The sequence below is a fragment of the Cryobacterium luteum genome (genome assembly GCF_900110125.1).
In the GTDB taxonomy this organism is placed as follows: Bacteria; Actinomycetota; Actinomycetes; order Actinomycetales; family Microbacteriaceae; genus Cryobacterium; species Cryobacterium luteum.
The window spans coordinates 1-17,643 of record NZ_FOCN01000007.1 but is presented as its reverse complement, the minus strand read 5'-3'; the positions used below and the strand labels follow the sequence as shown (position 1 = coordinate 17,643).

15 protein-coding genes are annotated in these 17,643 nt (G+C 66.4%); 6 read left to right on the top strand and 9 right to left on the bottom strand.

The window, feature by feature from the left end:
- Positions 1–49: 49 nt before the first annotated feature.
- Together BMW72_RS08880 and galU are read right to left on the bottom strand one after the other, a co-directional pair.
- Positions 50–709, bottom strand: a complete 660-nt coding sequence (locus BMW72_RS08880) for a GNAT family N-acetyltransferase (RefSeq protein WP_092109690.1) — start codon at positions 707–709, stop codon at positions 50–52.
- Positions 710–776: 67 nt separating this feature from the next.
- Positions 777–1,670 (bottom strand): UTP--glucose-1-phosphate uridylyltransferase GalU, encoded by an 894-nt coding sequence (gene galU / locus BMW72_RS08875; protein ID WP_092109686.1) that lies wholly within the window; start codon positions 1,668–1,670, stop codon positions 777–779.
- A 34-nt stretch (positions 1,671–1,704) separates the two neighbouring features.
- Between galU and BMW72_RS08870 the strand changes: the two genes are divergently transcribed.
- The 3 genes from BMW72_RS08870 to mscL all read left to right on the top strand — a co-directional run bounded on the left by BMW72_RS08870 (position 1,705) and on the right by mscL (position 3,216).
- Positions 1,705–2,283, top strand: a complete 579-nt coding sequence (locus BMW72_RS08870) for a 5-formyltetrahydrofolate cyclo-ligase (protein WP_092109683.1) — start codon at positions 1,705–1,707, stop codon at positions 2,281–2,283.
- A gap of 107 nt (positions 2,284–2,390) precedes the next feature.
- Complete coding sequence (locus BMW72_RS08865) at positions 2,391–2,735, top strand: FmdB family zinc ribbon protein (RefSeq protein WP_092109680.1); 345 nt, start codon at positions 2,391–2,393, stop codon at positions 2,733–2,735.
- A gap of 4 nt (positions 2,736–2,739) precedes the next feature.
- Positions 2,740–3,216 carry a large conductance mechanosensitive channel protein MscL gene (gene mscL, locus BMW72_RS08860; RefSeq protein WP_241983789.1) on the top strand — a complete coding sequence of 159 codons (477 nt, stop codon included), beginning with the start codon at positions 2,740–2,742 and terminating at the stop codon, positions 3,214–3,216.
- A 3-nt stretch (positions 3,217–3,219) separates the two neighbouring features.
- On the opposite strand, the gene BMW72_RS08855 is transcribed toward mscL, so the two are convergent.
- The 3 genes from BMW72_RS08855 to BMW72_RS08845 form a co-directional block, all read right to left on the bottom strand.
- On the bottom strand, positions 3,220–3,435 hold the full coding sequence (locus tag BMW72_RS08855; RefSeq protein WP_092109675.1) for a hypothetical protein: 216 nt from the start codon (positions 3,433–3,435) through the stop codon (positions 3,220–3,222).
- Complete coding sequence (locus BMW72_RS08850) at positions 3,432–7,217, bottom strand: AAA family ATPase (protein WP_241983788.1); 3,786 nt, start codon at positions 7,215–7,217, stop codon at positions 3,432–3,434. The genes BMW72_RS08855 and BMW72_RS08850 overlap by 4 nt, the downstream gene beginning before the upstream one ends.
- Positions 7,218–7,296: 79 nt before the next feature.
- Positions 7,297–8,313: a magnesium and cobalt transport protein CorA gene (locus BMW72_RS08845; RefSeq protein ID WP_092109672.1), complete on the bottom strand. Its 1,017-nt coding sequence runs from the start codon at positions 8,311–8,313 to the stop codon at positions 7,297–7,299.
- 64 nt (positions 8,314–8,377) lie between these two features.
- Here BMW72_RS08845 and BMW72_RS08840 point away from each other — a divergent pair, with 64 nt between their 5' ends.
- Positions 8,378–9,100 carry a 4'-phosphopantetheinyl transferase family protein gene (locus BMW72_RS08840; protein ID WP_092109669.1) on the top strand — a complete coding sequence of 241 codons (723 nt, stop codon included), beginning with the start codon at positions 8,378–8,380 and terminating at the stop codon, positions 9,098–9,100.
- Positions 9,101–9,267: 167 nt separating this feature from the next.
- On the opposite strand, the gene BMW72_RS08835 is transcribed toward BMW72_RS08840, so the two are convergent.
- The 3 genes from BMW72_RS08835 to BMW72_RS18410 all read right to left on the bottom strand — a co-directional run bounded on the left by BMW72_RS08835 (position 9,268) and on the right by BMW72_RS18410 (position 15,113).
- Positions 9,268–10,596 carry a M1 family metallopeptidase gene (locus BMW72_RS08835; protein WP_092109666.1) on the bottom strand — a complete coding sequence of 443 codons (1,329 nt, stop codon included), beginning with the start codon at positions 10,594–10,596 and terminating at the stop codon, positions 9,268–9,270.
- Positions 10,597–10,614: 18 nt separating this feature from the next.
- Positions 10,615–14,556 carry a Pls/PosA family non-ribosomal peptide synthetase gene (locus BMW72_RS08830; RefSeq protein WP_092109663.1) on the bottom strand — a complete coding sequence of 1,314 codons (3,942 nt, stop codon included), beginning with the start codon at positions 14,554–14,556 and terminating at the stop codon, positions 10,615–10,617.
- Positions 14,557–14,738: 182 nt separating this feature from the next.
- Positions 14,739–15,113 (bottom strand): sigma-70 family RNA polymerase sigma factor, encoded by a 375-nt coding sequence (locus BMW72_RS18410; protein WP_134360422.1) that lies wholly within the window; start codon positions 15,111–15,113, stop codon positions 14,739–14,741.
- 702 nt (positions 15,114–15,815) lie between these two features.
- Here BMW72_RS18410 and BMW72_RS08820 point away from each other — a divergent pair.
- On the top strand, positions 15,816–16,400 hold the full coding sequence (locus BMW72_RS08820) for a type IV toxin-antitoxin system AbiEi family antitoxin domain-containing protein (protein ID WP_134360423.1): 585 nt from the start codon (positions 15,816–15,818) through the stop codon (positions 16,398–16,400).
- A complete protein-coding gene (locus BMW72_RS08815) occupies positions 16,397–17,278 on the top strand; it encodes a nucleotidyl transferase AbiEii/AbiGii toxin family protein (RefSeq protein ID WP_092109658.1) in 882 nt (293 codons plus the stop codon). The genes BMW72_RS08820 and BMW72_RS08815 overlap by 4 nt, the downstream gene beginning before the upstream one ends.
- 28 nt (positions 17,279–17,306) lie before the next feature.
- Here BMW72_RS08815 and BMW72_RS08810 read toward each other — a convergent pair.
- Positions 17,307–17,643: IS30 family transposase (locus BMW72_RS08810; protein WP_139175908.1), on the bottom strand; the 337-nt coding region annotated here is incomplete at its 5' end.

Here is a 17,643-nt window from a genome sequence, read left to right as displayed (position 1 = left end):
CCCAAGTTAATACGCTGATTCCGCCCCCGAACAGGGAATAACGCCTTGGTCATCGGGTGATGACACGCACCGGATGCGCCGCCGACTCCAGATCTGCCGCGGTGACGCTCGCGGCATCCGCTGGGACCAGGCCCTCGTGCCAGCGGCGCAGGACGCCCTGAGTGAGTTCCTCAGCCACGAGGCCGAAGCAGAAGTGGTCGCGCCAGTCACCGTTGATATGGATGTAGCGGCGGCGCAGTCCCTCGTAGCGAAAACCGAGCTTTTCGACGACGCGCAGGCTCGCCTTGTTCTCGGGGCGGATGCAGATCTCCATGCGATGCAAGCCGAGCTGGTAGAAGCAGTAGTCGGTCGCGAGCGCCACGGCCGTCGGCGTGACCGACAGGCCCGCGAACCTTTCGCTCACCCAATACCCGATAGTGGCCGACGACAGTGACCCCCAGGTGATCGACGACACGTTCAGCTGGCCGGCCAGCTCACCGTCCTGTTCCACGATGAATGGCAGGCCGTTGCCCGAACGCGAATGGGTCAACAGGCTACGGATGCTCGCGCGGGTATCGAACGACATCGGCGCGTAGGGGTTGGTCGCCTCCCATTTGCGCAACCACGAGCGGTTCGCCAGCAGTTCGCCCTCGAGCGCGCGCGAATCGCGCAGTCGGATGGGACGCAGGGTGACTGCCCCCTCGCGGAGGGTCGGAATTGCGATCGGCACGGTTCGCCTGTCTGTCGTGGTCTGAAAAGCCCGGTGGGGCTGGGCTGCGTTGTGGACTGGTGCGGCGCTAGTCGAGTGTGGCGACGAATTCGTGCAGCCACGGTTTGAGGTCGGCACCGAGATCGTCACGATCGACGGCGAGCTGGACGATGGCCTTGATATAGTCGAGCCGGTCGCCGGTGTCGTAGCGACGCCCCCGAAAGATGAGGCCGAACACGCCGCCGGTGGACTCCGGGTTTACAGCCATCTCCTGCAGTGCATCGGTCAGCTGAATCTCGTTGCCCTTGCCGGGCGCCGTGTGTTCCAGAATATCGAAAACTTCAGGCCGCAACACGTAGCGACCGATGATGGCAAGATTGGATGGGGCGTCTTCGGTGCTGGGCTTCTCGACCAGGCCGGTGATGCGCACGACGTCAGGGTCGTCGGTGGCTTCGACCGCGGCCGCGCCGTACATGTGAATCTGTGCGGGATCGACCTCGAGCAGCGCCACGATGCTGGCGCCGCGCTTGACCTGCTCCTCGAGCATGCGGGTCAGCAGGGGGTCGCGGGCGTCGATGATGTCGTCACCGAGCAGCACCGCGAACGGCTCGTTGCCCACGTGCATGCGCGCGCGCAGCACAGCGTGACCGAGCCCGCGCGGGTCGCCCTGGCGCACATAGTGGATGTCGGCGAGCTCGTTGGATTCGCGTACCTTGGCGAGCCGGGTCTGGTCGCCCTTGCGTTCCAGCATCGCCTCGAGCTCGGTCATGCGGTCGAAGTGGTTCTCCAGGGCGTTCTTGTTGCGCCCGGTAACCATCAGGACATCGCTGAGGCCGGCCGCGACGGCTTCCTCGACGACGTACTGAATGGCCGGCTTGTCAACGACGGGGAGCATCTCCTTCGGCATGGCCTTGGTCGCTGGGAGGAAGCGTGTTCCGAGTCCAGCTGCGGGAATGACGGCTTTAGTTATCGGGGTACCCATGGGCACTAGGTTAGTGGCAAGTAGGATGCCTTATATGGACTCCGACATAGCTCATCGAAAGCGTGCGCTGAGAGCGGAATTACGCGAACGCCGCCAGAACCTGACCTCGTCGGAACGCGAATCGGCCACAGCGGGCTTCACGCAAAACCTGCAAAGCCTTGTTCTTGACCTGTCAGCGCGGTCGATCTCCTGCTACCTGTCGGCCCGCAACGAACCCGATACCCGACCCTTTCTCAACTGGGCTACGGCAGAGGGCATCCGTATTCTGTTTCCTATTTCGCGCGAGGACGGCCTGCTCGATTGGACCGTCGGCACGGGAGATGAGGAATTCACCGGGATCTCCGGCATGCCGGAAGCGGTGGGAACACTACTCGGGCCCATCGCCATCAACGACGTCGACCTCATCATTGTTCCGGCGGCGGCCGTCGACGAATCAGGCCTGCGCATGGGCTGGGGTCGCGGCTACTTCGACAAGACCCTCGGCTCGATGGAAAAATGCCCGCCGGTGTACGCCGTCGTCTACGACAGCGAATTCCTCGAGGAAGTTCCGCGCGAGGTGCACGACCAGCCGGTCAACGGCCTAGTCACGCCGACCCGAATCATCGCTTTCTGACCGTTTTCACTGCCGGCGACCCCGGTTCTGAACCTGCGGAGGCCTGAGCGCGCCTAACCTTAGTCTTGGCAGGCGTTTGCCTGTCGGCTCAACCAGCTGGAGATGCAGTGCCTACCTACTCTTATCGTTGCACCGAGTGCGACACCGCCTTCGACATCCAGCAGGCCTTCACCGACCATTCGCTCACGGTGTGCCCCACCTGCCAGGGAAAGCTGCGCAAGGTCTTCTCGTCGATCGGCGTGACCTTCAGCGGCTCCGGTTTCTACAGCAACGACTCCAAGTCGGAGTCGAAGCGTTCCAACCCCAACCTCGACCGTAAGGCGAGCGAAAAGCCTGCCGACAAGACCACCTCGGCGGCGAGCAAACCCGCCGAGAAGAAGTCCGAGAGCACCCCCGCCAAGAAGGAGACCTCGTCCTCCTCGTCTTCGGTTCCGGCCGCAAAGGCGTCTTAGACGCATGGCGCTGACCAAGACGGTCTCTCAAGTCATTCGATTGGAGCACCCTGTGATCAACGGTTTCAAAGAATTCATCATGCGCGGCAACGTCATCGACCTCGCCGTCGCTGTCGTCATCGGCACGGCGTTCACCGCGCTGGTCACCGCCATCGTCACGAGCATCTTCAACCCGCTCATCGCCGCTATCTTCAGCGCCGATTCGCTGGCTGGCGCCCTGCGCGTGCCCCTGCCCGGTGATGGCTACATCGCGTTCGGAGTGGTCATCGGCGCGCTGATCAACTTTCTGCTGATCGCGGCCGTCGTCTATTTCGTGATCGTGCTGCCGCTGAACAAACTTAAGGAAGCCCAGGATCGTCGCCGCTCCGCTGGCGTCTCCTCCGCCGTGGTGCCCGATCCCACGACCGAACTCGATCTGCTCACCGAGATCCGGGACCTGCTCGCCAAGTCTGCCACTGCCGAGCAGGGTCCCAAGCACTAGCAACTACCAGTGCGGCGGGCGATCCTGCCGCAGTTGGGCGTCGTTCGCGCTCGGCGCGCTGCCGGTGTGGGCCACTCCGCCGTCTTCGCGCAGCACCGGCGGGTGCGGATTCGGATCGGTATCCGGTGCCGGCAGCAGCCTGGCGCGCCGCGCCCTACCCGCAGCTTTCACGATCGGCTGACGCTCCGTACCGAGGCGCGGTGTGTCGTCGGCGCTCACGCTCCGGGTCGTTTCGGGGCGATCGTGGGAGCGTCACCGCTGGCGAAGGCGCGGGGGGCGGCATGCGCTTGGGGAACGCCGGCGATCGCGGCCACGCGTGCCGCGACGGCGTCGGGGTTGCTGAACAGTTCGAAGCTGTGCACGCGCAGGTAGTGCCAGCCCAAACGGCGCAGCACTTCGGGCCGCAGTCGCAGCGACTCGCGCAGGCTCGCACGATTGATGACGGCATCCGTTTCGACGACGATGGCGCGGGTGCCGTAGGAGGCGGCGAGGGCGAGCTTGCCGCGGTGGCCGAGGCGCACGGTGAGGCCGAGCTTTTCGAGGCGACCACCAAGGTCGACCAGCATTGCCTCGCTCGCGTCGGGAACCTGCACTTCGTCACGGCGAGCTTCGGTCTCGCTGAGCACCTGCGAGAGCGCGAGGATGCCGTGACGCTGGCGGTCCTCGTCGATGTCGGCTGGACGAAAGCAGGAGACGATGTCGAGGGCACGTCGGGCCCGGGTCATGCCGATCGCGAGCAGGCGTTCGCCGCCCGGCTCGCCGAGTGAACCGAAGTTCGACAGCAGGCGTCCGTGCGGGGTGCGGCCGTAGCCGATCGAGAAGATGACCCGGTCGCGGCTCTGCGCCACGGCCTGCTCGAGGGTGAGCACGGTGAACGGTTCGCTGCGGTCTTTCAGGATGAAGTCCGAGAGGTCTGTGCGCTTGGCGAACGCGACGAGCACGGCCTGCTGCACGCGCACGGCGTGCCGGGTGCTCGCGGTGATCACCATGAGCGATTCCCGCGGGCGTTTGGAGGCGTGGTCGAGCACGAGGTCGACGACCTTGACGACCTCAGCGTCAACGCTCTCGATGGCACCGCTGTCGGCGTCGGGCATGCCGCGACCGCCGGCCACATAGTTGATGGTGAGGCTGCCATGGCCAAGAAAGCTTCCGGCCCAGGGCAGGGAGTCGATGCGTCCGCCGTAGAAACGATGATTGACGAGTTCGGCGAGGTCTTCGCCGCCGGCCCGGTAGCTGCGGGTGAGCGTGAGCGTGGGCAGCAGCTCGCCCAGTCGGGCCAGAGCGGAGTCAGCGTGCAGGGCATCGACCGACACATCGGGCGCAACCGCGGCCTCCCCTGAGGCGGCGATTCCGGTTTCGAACGCTGACGGGGTCTGGGTGACCGGATCGCCGAACGCCACGATCTGACGGCCGCGACGAATCGCGCCGACGTTTTCGGCGAGGGTGGTCGCGCCGGCGTCGACGAGCAGCACGGTGTCGAAGGTGATCTGGTCGCTGATCCCGGCGATTTCGTAGGGCGAAGCGAGCCAGACCGGCGCGAGCACACGGCCCAGGTGCGGGGCAACCTCGTTGAGCCGGGCCGGGGTGGCCCGGTCGGCCCGCAGCAGGCGGCGCAGCTGGTCGGCTTCCTCGGGAAAATCTACGACACCGATCTTCCAGGTTTCAGCGAGCAGCCAGGCCAGCAGCTTGCCGCTAGCGGATGCGTGCGCCTCGTCAACGAGTTTGAAATCGGCCTCGAGGCGGTCCAGTACCTGGGTGTTGGCGCCCAGCAGGGCCCGGTCGCTCGCGAGCATGATTTCGAGCACAGACTGCCACCAGGCGAGTTCGAGCTCGGCGGCGACGTTCTCCTCCGACACGTGGCGCTGGGACAGGTCGGTCATGAGCGGGTCGAGGTTGTGCTCGCGCAGCGTCGCCAGCAGCGCGGTGCGCTCGTGCAGGTTGGCGAGCACCTCGCTCTCGGCGGCGAGGCCGGAGATCATCGAGGCGAGCTCGCCGATCTGGCGCCCAGCCAGCACGCGCGGCGTTCCGGTGGTGCCGAGCGGGATGTCGAGCAGGCCGAGGTCTTCCGAGACGCGCTGGAAGGCGACGTGCACATCGTTGATGCCGACCGGCACCTCGGGAGTAACGCCGGCGGCCGCGTAGCGCTGCCAGAGCGTGCGCTGGCTCTGAATGCGGCGCAGGCTCTCGTTCATGTCGGTGACGCGCACGCCGGGGCGCTGATATTCCTCGGCGAGCTTCCGCAGCCTCCGGCGACTGGCCGAGCTCATCTCGGACGATTCGCGGCGCGACGAGGTGGCAGCGATCAGCTCGGTGAGTGACCGGTCGTAGACGCCGGGCTGGAATTTGTCGAGGGTTTCGCGAATGTCCAGCAGCAGACGCAGGTAGATGCCGAGTTCATTGATCGTCTCGAACGGGCGCAGCCGGGTCTGGCCGATCAGGCCGTTGGCGCGTTCGAGCAGCCTCGGCAGTTCGATCTGGTTGATGCGTTTGGCGAGCTGGTGCGAGTTGGAGGCATCCGCTGTGGAGGTGAACGATGCGCCATACCAGGGCGAGTCGCCGGGGCCGTAGCGGAATTCGCCGAGAATGGCGGCCTTGATCAGGGTGTTGGCGGCGGCCGAACGGGAATGAGCGAGCAGTTCGAGGGCGTGCCGGTCGAGGCGGGCGGTCGTCGACGGCGGCTCGGGCAGCTGGGCGAGCCGGGCGAGTTCGCCCAGCGCGTCGAGCACCGAGACTCCGAGCGCCGAGTCGCGGCGGGTGAGCGCAGACCGGTAGTCGAGCAGCACCTTGCGCAGCCGCACGAGGGCGTCGTCGACGTCGCCGACCCGCGGCTGGGCCGCTTTCTCGTTGCGGGTGATCGACTGGATCAGGTCGCGGCGCAGGGTGCGCGGGGTCACGGCGATGCCGGGCAGGCCCACCTGCACGAGCCGGCCGTGGATGCCGTCCAGGCTTGATCGGCGGGCGCTCACCACGAGCACCCGCTTGTGCTGGGCGACGAGCGAGCCGATCGCGTTGACGATGGTCTGGGTGCCGCCGGTTCCGGGCAGCGTCTTCACGACGAGGGAGTTGCCTGCCGCGATCTGCGCGACGACGTTCTCCTGTTCGGGGTCAGCATCGCCGAGCAGCGTGTCGGTGGCCGGTGGGCGGGCGTCCTGCCCGATCGGAACCACGGGGTTGTAGGCGGTCTCGATGTTGCGCTTGGCGGTCATGTTGCCGGCGACGGCGTCCAGCACCGGGTGGTCGAGGTTCGACGCGTCGGCGGCGAGCGCCGGGCCGCAGGAGGCGAACGACGAGACGACGAGGCGGGGAACGACGTTGAACCACGGCAGGTGCGAGGTCAGGCCACGCAGGCGGTCGATAACCGGCTGCGGCTTGAACGCGCCGTTGGTGACGGCGAGCGCCACGAAGGCATCGGCGTCGAGCACGATCTGAAACTGGTCTTTCAGGGCGCGGGCAAGTTCCGGGTTGAGGAACGGCTGGCCCTTGAGCTTGAGTTCGTAGTCGCGGCCGTAGCGACGGATCGCGAGGGGGCGCAGCAGCACCGGGGCGCTGTAGTCAACGTCTTGATAGCGCCACTCGGCGAGGCCGATGGCGAGGTTGACCGATTCGATGCCGCGCATGGAGCGCAGTTCGATGCCCTTCTGGGTGATCTCGTTCGCCGCCAGGCGGGCGTTGCGCAGAGCGAGTTCGTCGCGAATGAGGTTGGACAGCAACGTGGTCTTGCCGATGATGAACTGCGGCAGGCCGCCGGGATGGGTGGCGCTGAGCTCGATGCGGGTGCGGGCTTCGTCGGTGAAGTGCAGCAGCGGGGAGCGACCGCCGAGCGCGACGAGTTCGTCGCGCCAGCGCTGCCAGACCGGCTCGGCGATGTTGCCGGCGGTAAACGTCGGGTCGCCCAGACTGAGGTTGTGGGGACTGGTCACGTTTTGCGGGTCGACGGGAGTGACGTCCAGGTACTTGGAAAGCACGTCGTCGTCGTCTTGTTTTCTATCGAGGTGCCACACAGGGATACCCTAATTGGCAAACCACCGGTTTCCGCTGAGGCGGTCGGGGTTTCGCGCGTTTGCGCTCCAATCTCGCGGTTCACAGCCAGTCCCTTCGTTTGAACACCACGTACAGGCTGACACCCATCGCGATCATCAGGCTGAGGGCAAAGGGGTAGCCCAGGGTCCAGTGCAGCTCGGGCATGTGGTCAAAATTCATGCCGTAAATGGTGCCGACCAGCGTCGGAGCGAACAGAATGGCGGCCCAGCTTGAGATCTTCTTGACCTCTTCACTCTGCGCCAGGCTGGTCTCCGACAGGTGCCGCATCTCGTCGTTCTGCCGCTGGCCGACCAGGGTGCTGTGCACGGTGAGGGCGTTCTGCAGCAGCTGCCGAAACGCGTCGCCTCGCTCCACGACCCGCAGGGTGTGGTCGAGCACGTCACGCAGGTGCCGGTGCAGTTCCAGATCCACGTTGTACTTGTCGAAGCCGCGCTGCATGGCCTCGAACATGTTCACGAGCGGCTGCGTAGCCCGCTGAAACTCGATCACCTCGCGCGACAGGGCGTAGATGCGACGGGAGACCTCCGGGTCGCCGTCGAACAACTGGTCTTCGATTTCGTCGATGTCGTTCTCCAGGCCGGCGACGACCGGTCCGTACTCGTCGACGACCTGGTCGAGAATCGCGTACAGCACGGCTTCCGGGCCGAGGGCGAGCAGGTGCGGCGTCTGTTCCATGCGCTCCCGCACCAGCGCGAGGTTAGGCGATTCTGCATGGCGAATGGTCACGACGAAATCCGGACCGACGAACACGTGGAGCTCACCGAACTCGACGCGTTCCTCGTCGTCCATATAACGGGCCGGGCGCAGCACCACAAACAGAATGTCGCCGTACCGCTCGATTTTCGACCTCTGGTGACCCGCCAGCGCGTCTTCCACGGCCAAATGGTGCAGGCTGAATTCGGTGGCGACCGCCCGCACTTCCTCCTCGCTCGGCCGGTACAGGCCGATCCAGCCGAAGCCCTTCTTCTGTTTCATCACTTCGAAGGTCTCGTCGAGGCTCGGCGGCGTCGCCACCCGGTGCCCGTCTACATAGACCGCGTTGTCCACCAGCGCCATGGCTCTCCTTACTCGATATTCCAGTGTGTCACCCGCGCGGGGTGCCCGGTAACGTTCAAGGGTGATGCAAACGGATGTCTTCCTCGGTCTGGCACCGCGAGCGCCGCTCCCCCAGAGCGACCGCCTACGGCTCGCCGCCGCGGTCGCCCGGGCCTGCGCCGTTGACCTCGCCACGATCACCATCGAACAACGCTGTGAACGATGCGGCGGCCCGCACGGCCGACCCCGGGTGCTGACGCCGCCGGGCACCTTCGTGAGCCTGAGCCGCGCCGGCCCAATAGCGGTCGTGGCGGTGTCGCTGGTCGGGCCGATCGGCGTCGACATTGAGACGGTCAGCGCGGTCAGCCGCGCCGGGTTCGACGACGTCGCGTTCAACGACGCCGAACGCGCAACCCTGGCGTCGTTGCCCGCCGCCAACCGCGACCACGCCCGCGCGATCCATTGGACAGCGAAGGAAGCGCTGCTCAAACTCTCGGGTGAGGGGTTGACGGTGGATCCGCGGGAGCTGACCGTGGGGTTCGACTCGGGTGCGACAGGCTCCGGAGCCGGGGTTGGGACTGAAGCCGGAGCCGACGCCGGAGTGGGGACTGGGGGCGGAGCCGAAACAAGGGTTGGGGGCGGAGCCGGGGTTGGGGCCGGAGCATCCGTTCTGCTGGGCTGGCCGGGTGCGACCCTCGATCTCGGCCAGGTGTACATGGCGAACTTCGATGCGGGCCCCGGCCTGGTCGGCACGGTGGCCGTACTCAGCTCGACGGCGCCCACGGTCAAGCTGCGCCGCGAACCGTGAAGCCGGGCCATCCGTTTCACGCCGCGCGGGAGGTGCGCCGCTGCGTGTGAGGTGTCAAGTCCCGGGTTTTGTGGAGGCCAGAGGCTATCCCAAGTCGCCAACTCCCGCGTAGCGCATCTCGGCACCCCAGAGCGCCCCGGGCGCAGCGCACCTCTCGTGCTGAGCGCTCAGAGGCTCGGCAGCGCGCTCTGCTGCACCCAGCGGGCGACGAAACCACCGATTGCGCGGCTGCCGGTGTGTTCGGCGAAGAACTGCACGAAGTCGTCGGTCGACACGTGCCCGTGCCGCCGGGCAGCGGTGTAGGCGCGCAAGGCAGCGAAAAACGCCTCGTCACCGAGCGAGCGGCGGATAGCGTGCAGGGCGAGCGCACCGCGCTTGTAGACCCGGTCGTCGAAGAGGTCGTGCGGGCCGGGGTCGCCGACCACGATGTCACGGGGCAGCGCCTGGATCTTGCCCCGGTGCAGGGCGGCGAGCTGGTCGACGGTGCGCCCGCCGCGCTGCTCCTCCCATAGCCATTCGGCGTAGCAGGCGAAGCCCTCCTGCAGCCAGATATCCTGCCACCGGGCCACGGTGAGGCTGTTGCCGTACCACTGATGGGCCAGTTCGTGGGCGATCAGCCGGTCTTCGCCGTGGTTGCCGTCCACGTGGTTGCTGCCGAACACAGCGAGGCCGTGCGCCTCGAGCGGAATCTCCAGCTCGTCGTCGGTGACCACGACCGAGTACGAGGGGAACGGATACGGCCCGAACCGGTCGGCGAAAAACGTGATCATCTCGGTCAGGCGGGCGAAGTCGGTGCCGACGCGGGTCGCCAGCCGGGCCGGAAAGTACAGGCTGTGGGCCACGGGAACGGCGGCCAGGTCGCGGCGGCGGTAGCGACCGATCAGCACGGTGGCGAGGTAGGTCGCCATCGGCTCGCGCACGTCGAAGGTCCAACTGGTGCGGCCCGACCGGCTCGATCGGTTCGACAACACCCCGTTCGACACCACGGTGTACCCCGATTCGCAGGCGATCGTGATGCGGTAGCTGGCTTTGTTGCTGGGGTGATCGTTACACGGAAACCACGAGGCCGCACCGCACGGCTGCCCGGAGACGAGCACGCCGTCGTCGAGTTCTTCCCAGCCGACGTCGCCCCAGGCACTATGCACCGGATGCGGCGCCCCGCGATAGCGCACCACCACCTTGAACGTCGCCCCGGCTTCCACCGGAATGCCGAGCGAAATCACGAGTTTGCGGGCGTTGTGGGTGACCTTGCTGGGGCGCGCGCCGTTCACCGTCACCTTCTCCATGCTCAGCCCGGCGAAATCAAGGCTGAACCGGTCGAGACGCATCAAGGCCCGCGCGGTGATGGTCGCGGTCGCGTTCAACCGGTTGGTGGCCACCCGATAGTCCAGGCTCAGGTCGTAGTGTTCGGCGAGGTAGCCACCGTTTCCACCGGTGGGAATGTAGGGGTCGCCGGCGCTGGCCGAACCGAAGGTCGTCTGCACAGTCTGGGCCATTGCTTTACTATTCCACGCCTAGCGGGTCCACGGCGGCTGGTGCCACGGCGTGATCGGGTTACCCGACCAGAGCGACCCGGTCGGTACCCGTTCGCCGCGCATCACAAGCGAGCCCGGGCCGACGGTCGCTCCCGCATCGATCGACGCCGCCGGCAGAATGACGCCGTTCGGCCCGAGCGTCGCTCCCTCGGCGAGCTCGACCGCGTCGAGCTGCATGATGCGATCGTGAAACAGGTGCGTTTGCACCACGCAGCCGCGGTTCACCGTGCTGCCTGCGCCGAGCCGCACCAGGTCGGCTTCGGGCAGCCAGTACGTTTCGCACCAGACGCCCTTTCCCACCCTGGCGCCGAGGGTGCGCAGCCAGACGGCGAGCGCCGGCGTGCCCGATGCTTTCTCGGCGAACCAGGGGCGGGCTACCATTTCGACGAAACTGTCCGAGACCTCGTTGCGCCAGATGAACGACGACCAGAGCGGATGCTCCGACGCGTCGATGCGCCCGACCAGCGTCCACTTGACCACCGTCGTGACCCCGGCAGCGACCGCGCCGGCAGCGAGCATGACCACGCCCGACAGCGCGATCGCTGCGCCGAGGCCGAGCTGCAACCAGAGCAGGTCAAGCACCGCGAGCACGAGCAGCGCGATCCAGGCGGTGGTGAAGCCGGCCACGATGCGCAGCAGCTCCCACAACGACCGCGCTACTTTCAGACGCACGGGAGGGTGGAACGTGCGGGAGTCGTCGGCATCCGTTTCTTTGCGGCGCAGTCGCGCGGGCGGGTTGCCGAGCCAGCTCGACCCGCGCTTCGCTTTGCGCGGCGTCGACGAGAGCACCGCGACGAGACCGTTGCGGGGAACGGTGCGGCCGGGTCCGGCCATGCCGCTGTTGCCGAGAAAAGCCCGGCGGCCCACCTTGGCCGGGCCGATGTGCATCCAGCCGCCGCCGAGTTCGTAGCAGGCGACCATGGTGTCATCGGCAAGAAACGCGGCGGGCGCGATAGTGGTGAGCGAGGGCAGCAGCAGCACGGTCGACGCCTCCACGTCGGCACCGACCTTGGCGCCGAGCAACCGCAGCCAGGTGGGCGTGAGCAGGCTCGCGTACACCGGAAACAGCACCGTGCGTGCGCCGTCGAGAATGCGTTCGGTCATCCACACCTGCCAGCCGATGCGGCTGCGCACCGGGTAGAAGCCCTCGCGCAGACCCACGCTGAGGGCGCGCACGAAAGCGATCACGAGCAAGGCGTAAGCGAGCCCGCCGGCGATCACGGCGACCGGCATGATCAGGGCGGCGCGCAACACGGCGACCCCGAGGCTGTCGGCATCGCCGACGACCGCGCCGACGATCACCGCGCCGAGCACGAGGGCGATCGTGGGGATGGCCGTCATCGCGACCGAGCCAGCGGCGAAAGCGCCGAGCCAGCGGCTGGCCCGTGCAGGCCGTTCGGCCGGCCATGGGCGACGGGCTGAACCCACCCGGCGCGCCGGGGAACCGGCCCACCGCTCCCCCGCCGGCACGCGCGAGGAGACAGCGGCACCGGGTTCAACCTCAGCGCCGTTGCCCACGTGGGTGCCGCCGAGCAGGGTGCTGCGGGAGCCGATACGGGCATCCGCTCCAACGTGCAGGTGACCGATGCGCAGCACATCACCGTCGATCCAGTGACCGGCCAGGTCGACCTCCGGTTCGATCGAAGCCTGGGCGCCGATGGTGAGCAGGCCGGTCACCGGCGGCAGCGAGTGCAGGTCGACGTCGGGGCCGATCTGGGCGCCGAGGGCTCTGGCGTAGTAGCTGATCCAGGGCGCGCCGGCCAGGCTCGCGGCGTCGACGAGCAGCGCGATCTGCTCGGCCAGCCACAACCGCAGGTGCACGGATCCGCCGCGCGGGTAGTTTCCGGGAAGCACGTCGTGCAGCAGCAGCCGGGCCGCGATCACGGCGATGAGCATCTTGCCGGGCGGCGTCACGAACAGGGCAAACCCAAGCGCTACCCACCACCACGACAGCGTCGGGGCGAAGCTCGCGCCGGCCAGGCTCAGCAGGTTGTTGGCAATGGCGAGATACACCAGCCAGCGCGCGCCGCTCAGCACGTGCAGCGGAATGCCGAGCACGGTCTGTGCGAACTGGCTGCGAGCCGGGGTCGGCAGCACCTGTCGCACCACGGGCGGTGTGACGGGGGTGCGGGCGTCGAGTTCCTCGGCGAGCGACCCGATGCGCGGGTGGTCGTAGAGGTCGGCGACGGTCGTTTCCGGGTGGCGGGCGCGCACGGCCGACACGAACTGCGCCGCTGAGAGCGAGCCGCCGCCCTGGGCGAAGAAGTCGTCGTCGGGCCCGGTGACCGGCACCCCCAAAATGGATGCCCACGCCTCGGCCAGCCACGCCGCCGTCGGTGACAGCGGCGCGGCGTCGTCGCCTGCACCGGGCGCTGACGCGGGAAGCGGCCACGGCAGCGCCGCCCGGTCGACTTTGCCAGAGGTTCGAGTCGGCAGGGCGTCGACGATGGCGAGCAACGGAACGAGCGCGGCCGGCAGCTCCTCGCGCAGCCGGGCGATCGCGGCCTTCCGGTCGAATGGCGCGGTGGTGAGGGCAATGTAGCCGACCAGAATCTGGTTGCCGGCCGAGGTAGTCTGCACCACGGCGGCGCCGCCGGCCACCCCGGGAAGGGTGTTGAGAGCGGCATCCACTTCACCGAGCTCGATGCGTCGGCCGCCGAGCTTCACCTGGTCGTCGGCGCGGCCGGCGAAGACCAGGCCGGCCCGGTCGAACCGCACGAGGTCGCCGCTGCGGTAGGCCCGGTCCCAGCCGAGCTGCGGATGCGGCGCATATTTTTCGGCGTCCTTGGCGGCATCGAGGTAGCGGGCCAGGCCGACGCCGCCGATGATAAGCTCGCCGGTCGCTCCCTCGGCGACCCGCTCGCCGGCCGTGTCGACGACGGCGAGGTCCCAGCCGTCCAGCGGCAGGCCGATACGCATCTCGCCGACGCCGTCGACGAGGGCGCCGCAGGCCACCACGGTGGCTTCGGTCGGTCCGTAGGTGTTCCATACTTCGCGGCCGCGAGTCGCGATGCGGGCGACCAGTTCTGGCGGGCAGGCCTCGCCGCCGAAGATCAGCAGGCGCACCGCTTCAAGCGATTCTTGCGGCCACAGGGCGGCGAGGGTCGGCACGGTCGAGACCACGGTGATGCCGTGCGCGATCAGCCAGGGGCCGAGATCGGCGCCGCTGCGCACGAGGGAACGCGGGGCCGGCACGAGGCAGGCTCCGTTGCGCCAGGCCAGCCACATCTCTTCACAGCTCGCATCGAAGGCCACCGACAGGCCGGCGAGCACCCGGTCGCCGGTGCCGATCGGTTCGGCGCGCAGAAACAGGCCGGCCTCGGCGTCGACGAACGCGGCCGCTGAGCGGTGGGTTACGGCGACGCCCTTAGGGACGCCGGTCGATCCGGAGGTGAAGATGACCCAGGCGTCGTCGTCGGGGGTCGGAATGTTGCCGTGCGGAAAGACGAGCGCCGGGTCGTCGTATTGTTCGATGCTGCGCGAGCGCACAGACTGCACGTCGAGCCCGTCACGCAGTGCGAAAATGCCGTTCTCGCCGATAATGCCGACCACGTGTGCCTCGGAGAAGACCAGCCGGGCGCGTTCCTCCGGGTCGTCGGCGTCAACCGGAACGTAGGCGGCCCCGACGAACACGGTGGCCAGAATCGATACGTACAGGTCGCGAGTGCCAGACGGAATGCGAATGCCCACGGTATCGCCGCGGCGCACGCCAGCCAGGCTCAGTGCGGTCGCCTGCGCCTGCACGCGCCGCAGCAGGCCGCGGTAGCTGATCGTGCCGACCGCATCTTCCAAGGCCAAGGCATCCGGATGCTGCGCCGCGGTTGCCGCAAGGATGTCGGCCAGGGTGCGGGCCGGCCTGGCCAGGTGGCCCGCCGCGAGTACAGCCTGGGCGCCCACTGGACTGTGTTGGTGCTCGCTCACACGACTCCTCGTTCAGGTCGTGGCCGCCTGACACGCCGCGAAAGGACCAGTCTAGAACTCTCGGGTTACATGCTGGTGAACACCGCCGCCGGGCGTAACATCTGCGTGAGGAATCTTCCTGAAACGCGTTCCTGCCTCCGCTGCTCTGATCGTGCTGCTGTGCGCGGGCGTGTTCGCTGCGGTCACATTGGCCGCAGCGGTAAAAGTTCGTCGTAGTCCGCCGTTTGTTCGGCATAGGCGAGGATCCAGGGTACGGCGCTCCGGCTGCCCTGCGGATAGAGGGGGCAACGCTCCCAGAGGCCAAGGAAAACTTCGAGCAGCAGCCGTTCAGCCTGCGGGCCGTTCGTGGCCCGCGTCAGGATGACCGCGTAAACCGGTACGGCCATCATGTCGTAGAGCTGTGCAAACGCCGTTCGATTGCCGCGGGCGGAACATTGCAGAAGGGTTTCAACGGCGGCTGTCCAAGCGTTGATTTCGCTGGTCCTGACGCCGATTTCGGTGTTTACTTCGACGTCCGCGGGGCGGTCTGCTCGGGTTGGTTGACTACGTGCGCGCATCGCGAACCCCCAAGTTGAGTCGTGTGCAGTCAGCGTCCGGGACGGCACCTCCAGATTAGTTGATTTCTTCTCATTTCACTATCGTCACGACGGCACTGGCACGTCTGCGGCTTGCGCCGTCGTTCTCAAGACCAGCCGATCACGCAGCGACCGACCTGGTCCACGAATCTGCAGTCCCGGTCGACGATAGGCTGTCTGTGCGCCCTCAGGGGGAAATGAACGGAGCGCTGAACTGTGAAGCACGTATCGAACGCCACGTGGGAGCGCTTGAAACAAGAGTCCGCCCTGCACCTCTACGGTGAGCTGCACCACCTTACGCACGAGTCCACCGCGGCTGTCTCCGATCCGGAGACCGCTCCAATCGCGGTGCAGTTGCCCGGGGATTCTTGAGCCCTCGCCGGGCGCACGGTATCCCTGGTGGCTGCACTGAACCGACAAGCATGATTCCGACGTGCCTGGTGCCCCTGGAGGGATTCGAACTCCAATAATCGACCGGTCAGCGTCGCCGATGTGGTCAAAACCCGCGTGATTTCAACGTTTTTGGGTCACAGTGAGGCGTCGAGATTCACCCAGATTTTTTTCAAGTGTGGGCAAAATGTGGGCACGCAGGGGTGTCGGAGCCGCATTGATTCCTTGGTGTACAAAAGTGTTTGCAGCTAAAGTTACGTGTGTACATTTCAATACACGTAGAAGGGCGTTGGGATGCATTCGATTGACAGCCTGCCTGCGGCCGCCTTCAGCACCGCCATGGCCACCGATGCGGGGGTGGGGGCACGAGACCTGCGTCGGCTCAGCGAGAACGGAACGATCGACCGAATTGCCCGAGGGCTTTACCGCCGTGCCGATCTGCCGCCAGCCAACTTGGACCTAATTGAGATCGTGACCCGCAGGCCCGACGCAACAATGTGCCTGTCGAGTGCCTTGGCGCACCACGGCCTCGTTGACGTTATCCCCGCCCGAATCGATATTGCCCTTCCGCGTGGTGCTCGAATTCCCCGCACTGATACTCCGGTTTCCTGGCATCATTTCGAGGTCGCAACGTTCGCGCTCGAGCGCACCGAGCTGGCCATCGACGGTTCCGACGCGACGATTGGCCTGTATTCGCCGGAACGTTCCATCGTCGATGCCTATCGATTGCGCGGGTCCGAGGGGTACGAGATCGCTCCGGAAGCGCTGAAGAACTGGCTGCGCCGACGTGGGTCTCACCCGACCGCACTACTGGACATCGCCCGGCAGCTGCCCCGAGCGAGCGGTCCGTTGCGTCACGCCCTGGAGTTGCTCTCGTGAGTCAGGCGTCGCAACTCTATGCCGCGCTCTCACGGTATGCCCGAGCTTCGGGCCGGGCAGTCTCAGAGACGGTCACCCTCTACGCCATGGAGGCTTTCCTGAGCCGACTCGCTCAGACAATCTATAAGGATGACTTCGTTCTGAAGGGCGGCGTGCTCCTGGCTGCGTATCGCCTTCGACGTCCGACGAGCGACATCGATATGGAAGCAGTCAACTTTCAGGTGGATGCCTCCCATTTGCTCGCTGTCGTGGAGGCTGTTGCGGCCGTCACCGTCGACGATGCTCTGGCAATTGACGCGGCACGCACCGAGGTGCGCGCCATCCGCGAGGGCGACGACTACTCCGGGCTCCGAGTCAAGATATTTGCACACGTCTACACGAGCGCGCTGTCGTTCCATCTGGACATCAGCACCGGCGACCCGATCTGGCTGGCCCCACGTTCGGTGGCTGTCCCGCGCATCCTCGGTGGCGAATTTGAGATGCTCGGCTATCCGCTGGTGATGGTTGTTGCAGAAAAGGCGGTCACGATGCTGACCCGTGGAACGACAAGCACTCGATGGCGCGACATCGTCGACCTGCGAAATTTCTCGCTGACCCACGACTTCAGCGCGAGTGAGCTCCGCGGTGCGGCTCAGCGCGTGGCCGATTTCCGCCAAGTGCCGCTGACCTCAGTCTCGGTCGCCACGACAGGCTGGCCAGTGGTCGCTCAAACAAAATGGGCAGCCTGGCGTCGCAAGCTCGCCCTCACCGACATCTGCCTCGAATCATTCGACAACCAACTGGCCGACGTGATCCACTTCATAGATCCGGTTTTCACCGGCACCGTGGGCGACGTTGACACGTGGGATTCGTCAACTCAGCGCTGGGCCACACCTTGAATCCAAATCCGCAAGGGGAACGGCGGATTCAACCGGTCGTCGCAACGATGGGTATTTCTGGCTCTGACAGTAGTCGTTGCATGGCTTGAGTGGGTGTGATGCCGCCGAGTGTTTTGCGGGGTCGATTGTTGAGTTCGGTAGCGACTTCGAGTAGCCGCTCGGGCGAATGAACGGATAAGTCGGTGCCTTTGGGGAAATATTGGCGCAGCAGCCCGTTGGTGTTCTCGTTGGTGCCTCGCTGCCACGGCGAATGCGGATCACAGAAGTAGATAGCCATCTTTGTGGCCAGCGTGATCTGCCGGTGCTGGGCCAGCTCGGTTCCCTGATCCCACGTCAACGTCTTAGCCAAGCGTTCTGGCAGAGTC

What these genes read in the sequence shown, in the direction of transcription:
- galU (WP_092109686.1), bottom strand. Translation starts at nt 1,670, where the DNA reads ATGGGTACCCCGATAACTAAAGCCGTCATTCCCGCAGCTGGACTCGGA.
- BMW72_RS08870 (WP_092109683.1), top strand. Translation starts at nt 1,705, where the DNA reads ATGGACTCCGACATAGCTCATCGAAAGCGTGCGCTGAGAGCGGAATTA.
- mscL (WP_241983789.1), top strand. Translation starts at nt 2,740, where the DNA reads ATGGCGCTGACCAAGACGGTCTCTCAAGTCATTCGATTGGAGCACCCT.
- BMW72_RS08845 (WP_092109672.1), bottom strand. Translation starts at nt 8,313, where the DNA reads ATGGCGCTGGTGGACAACGCGGTCTATGTAGACGGGCACCGGGTGGCG.
- BMW72_RS08840 (WP_092109669.1), top strand. Translation starts at nt 8,378, where the DNA reads ATGCAAACGGATGTCTTCCTCGGTCTGGCACCGCGAGCGCCGCTCCCC.
- BMW72_RS08835 (WP_092109666.1), bottom strand. Translation starts at nt 10,596, where the DNA reads ATGGCCCAGACTGTGCAGACGACCTTCGGTTCGGCCAGCGCCGGCGAC.
- BMW72_RS18410 (WP_134360422.1), bottom strand. Translation starts at nt 15,113, where the DNA reads ATGCGCGCACGTAGTCAACCAACCCGAGCAGACCGCCCCGCGGACGTC.
- BMW72_RS08820 (WP_134360423.1), top strand. Translation starts at nt 15,816, where the DNA reads ATGCATTCGATTGACAGCCTGCCTGCGGCCGCCTTCAGCACCGCCATG.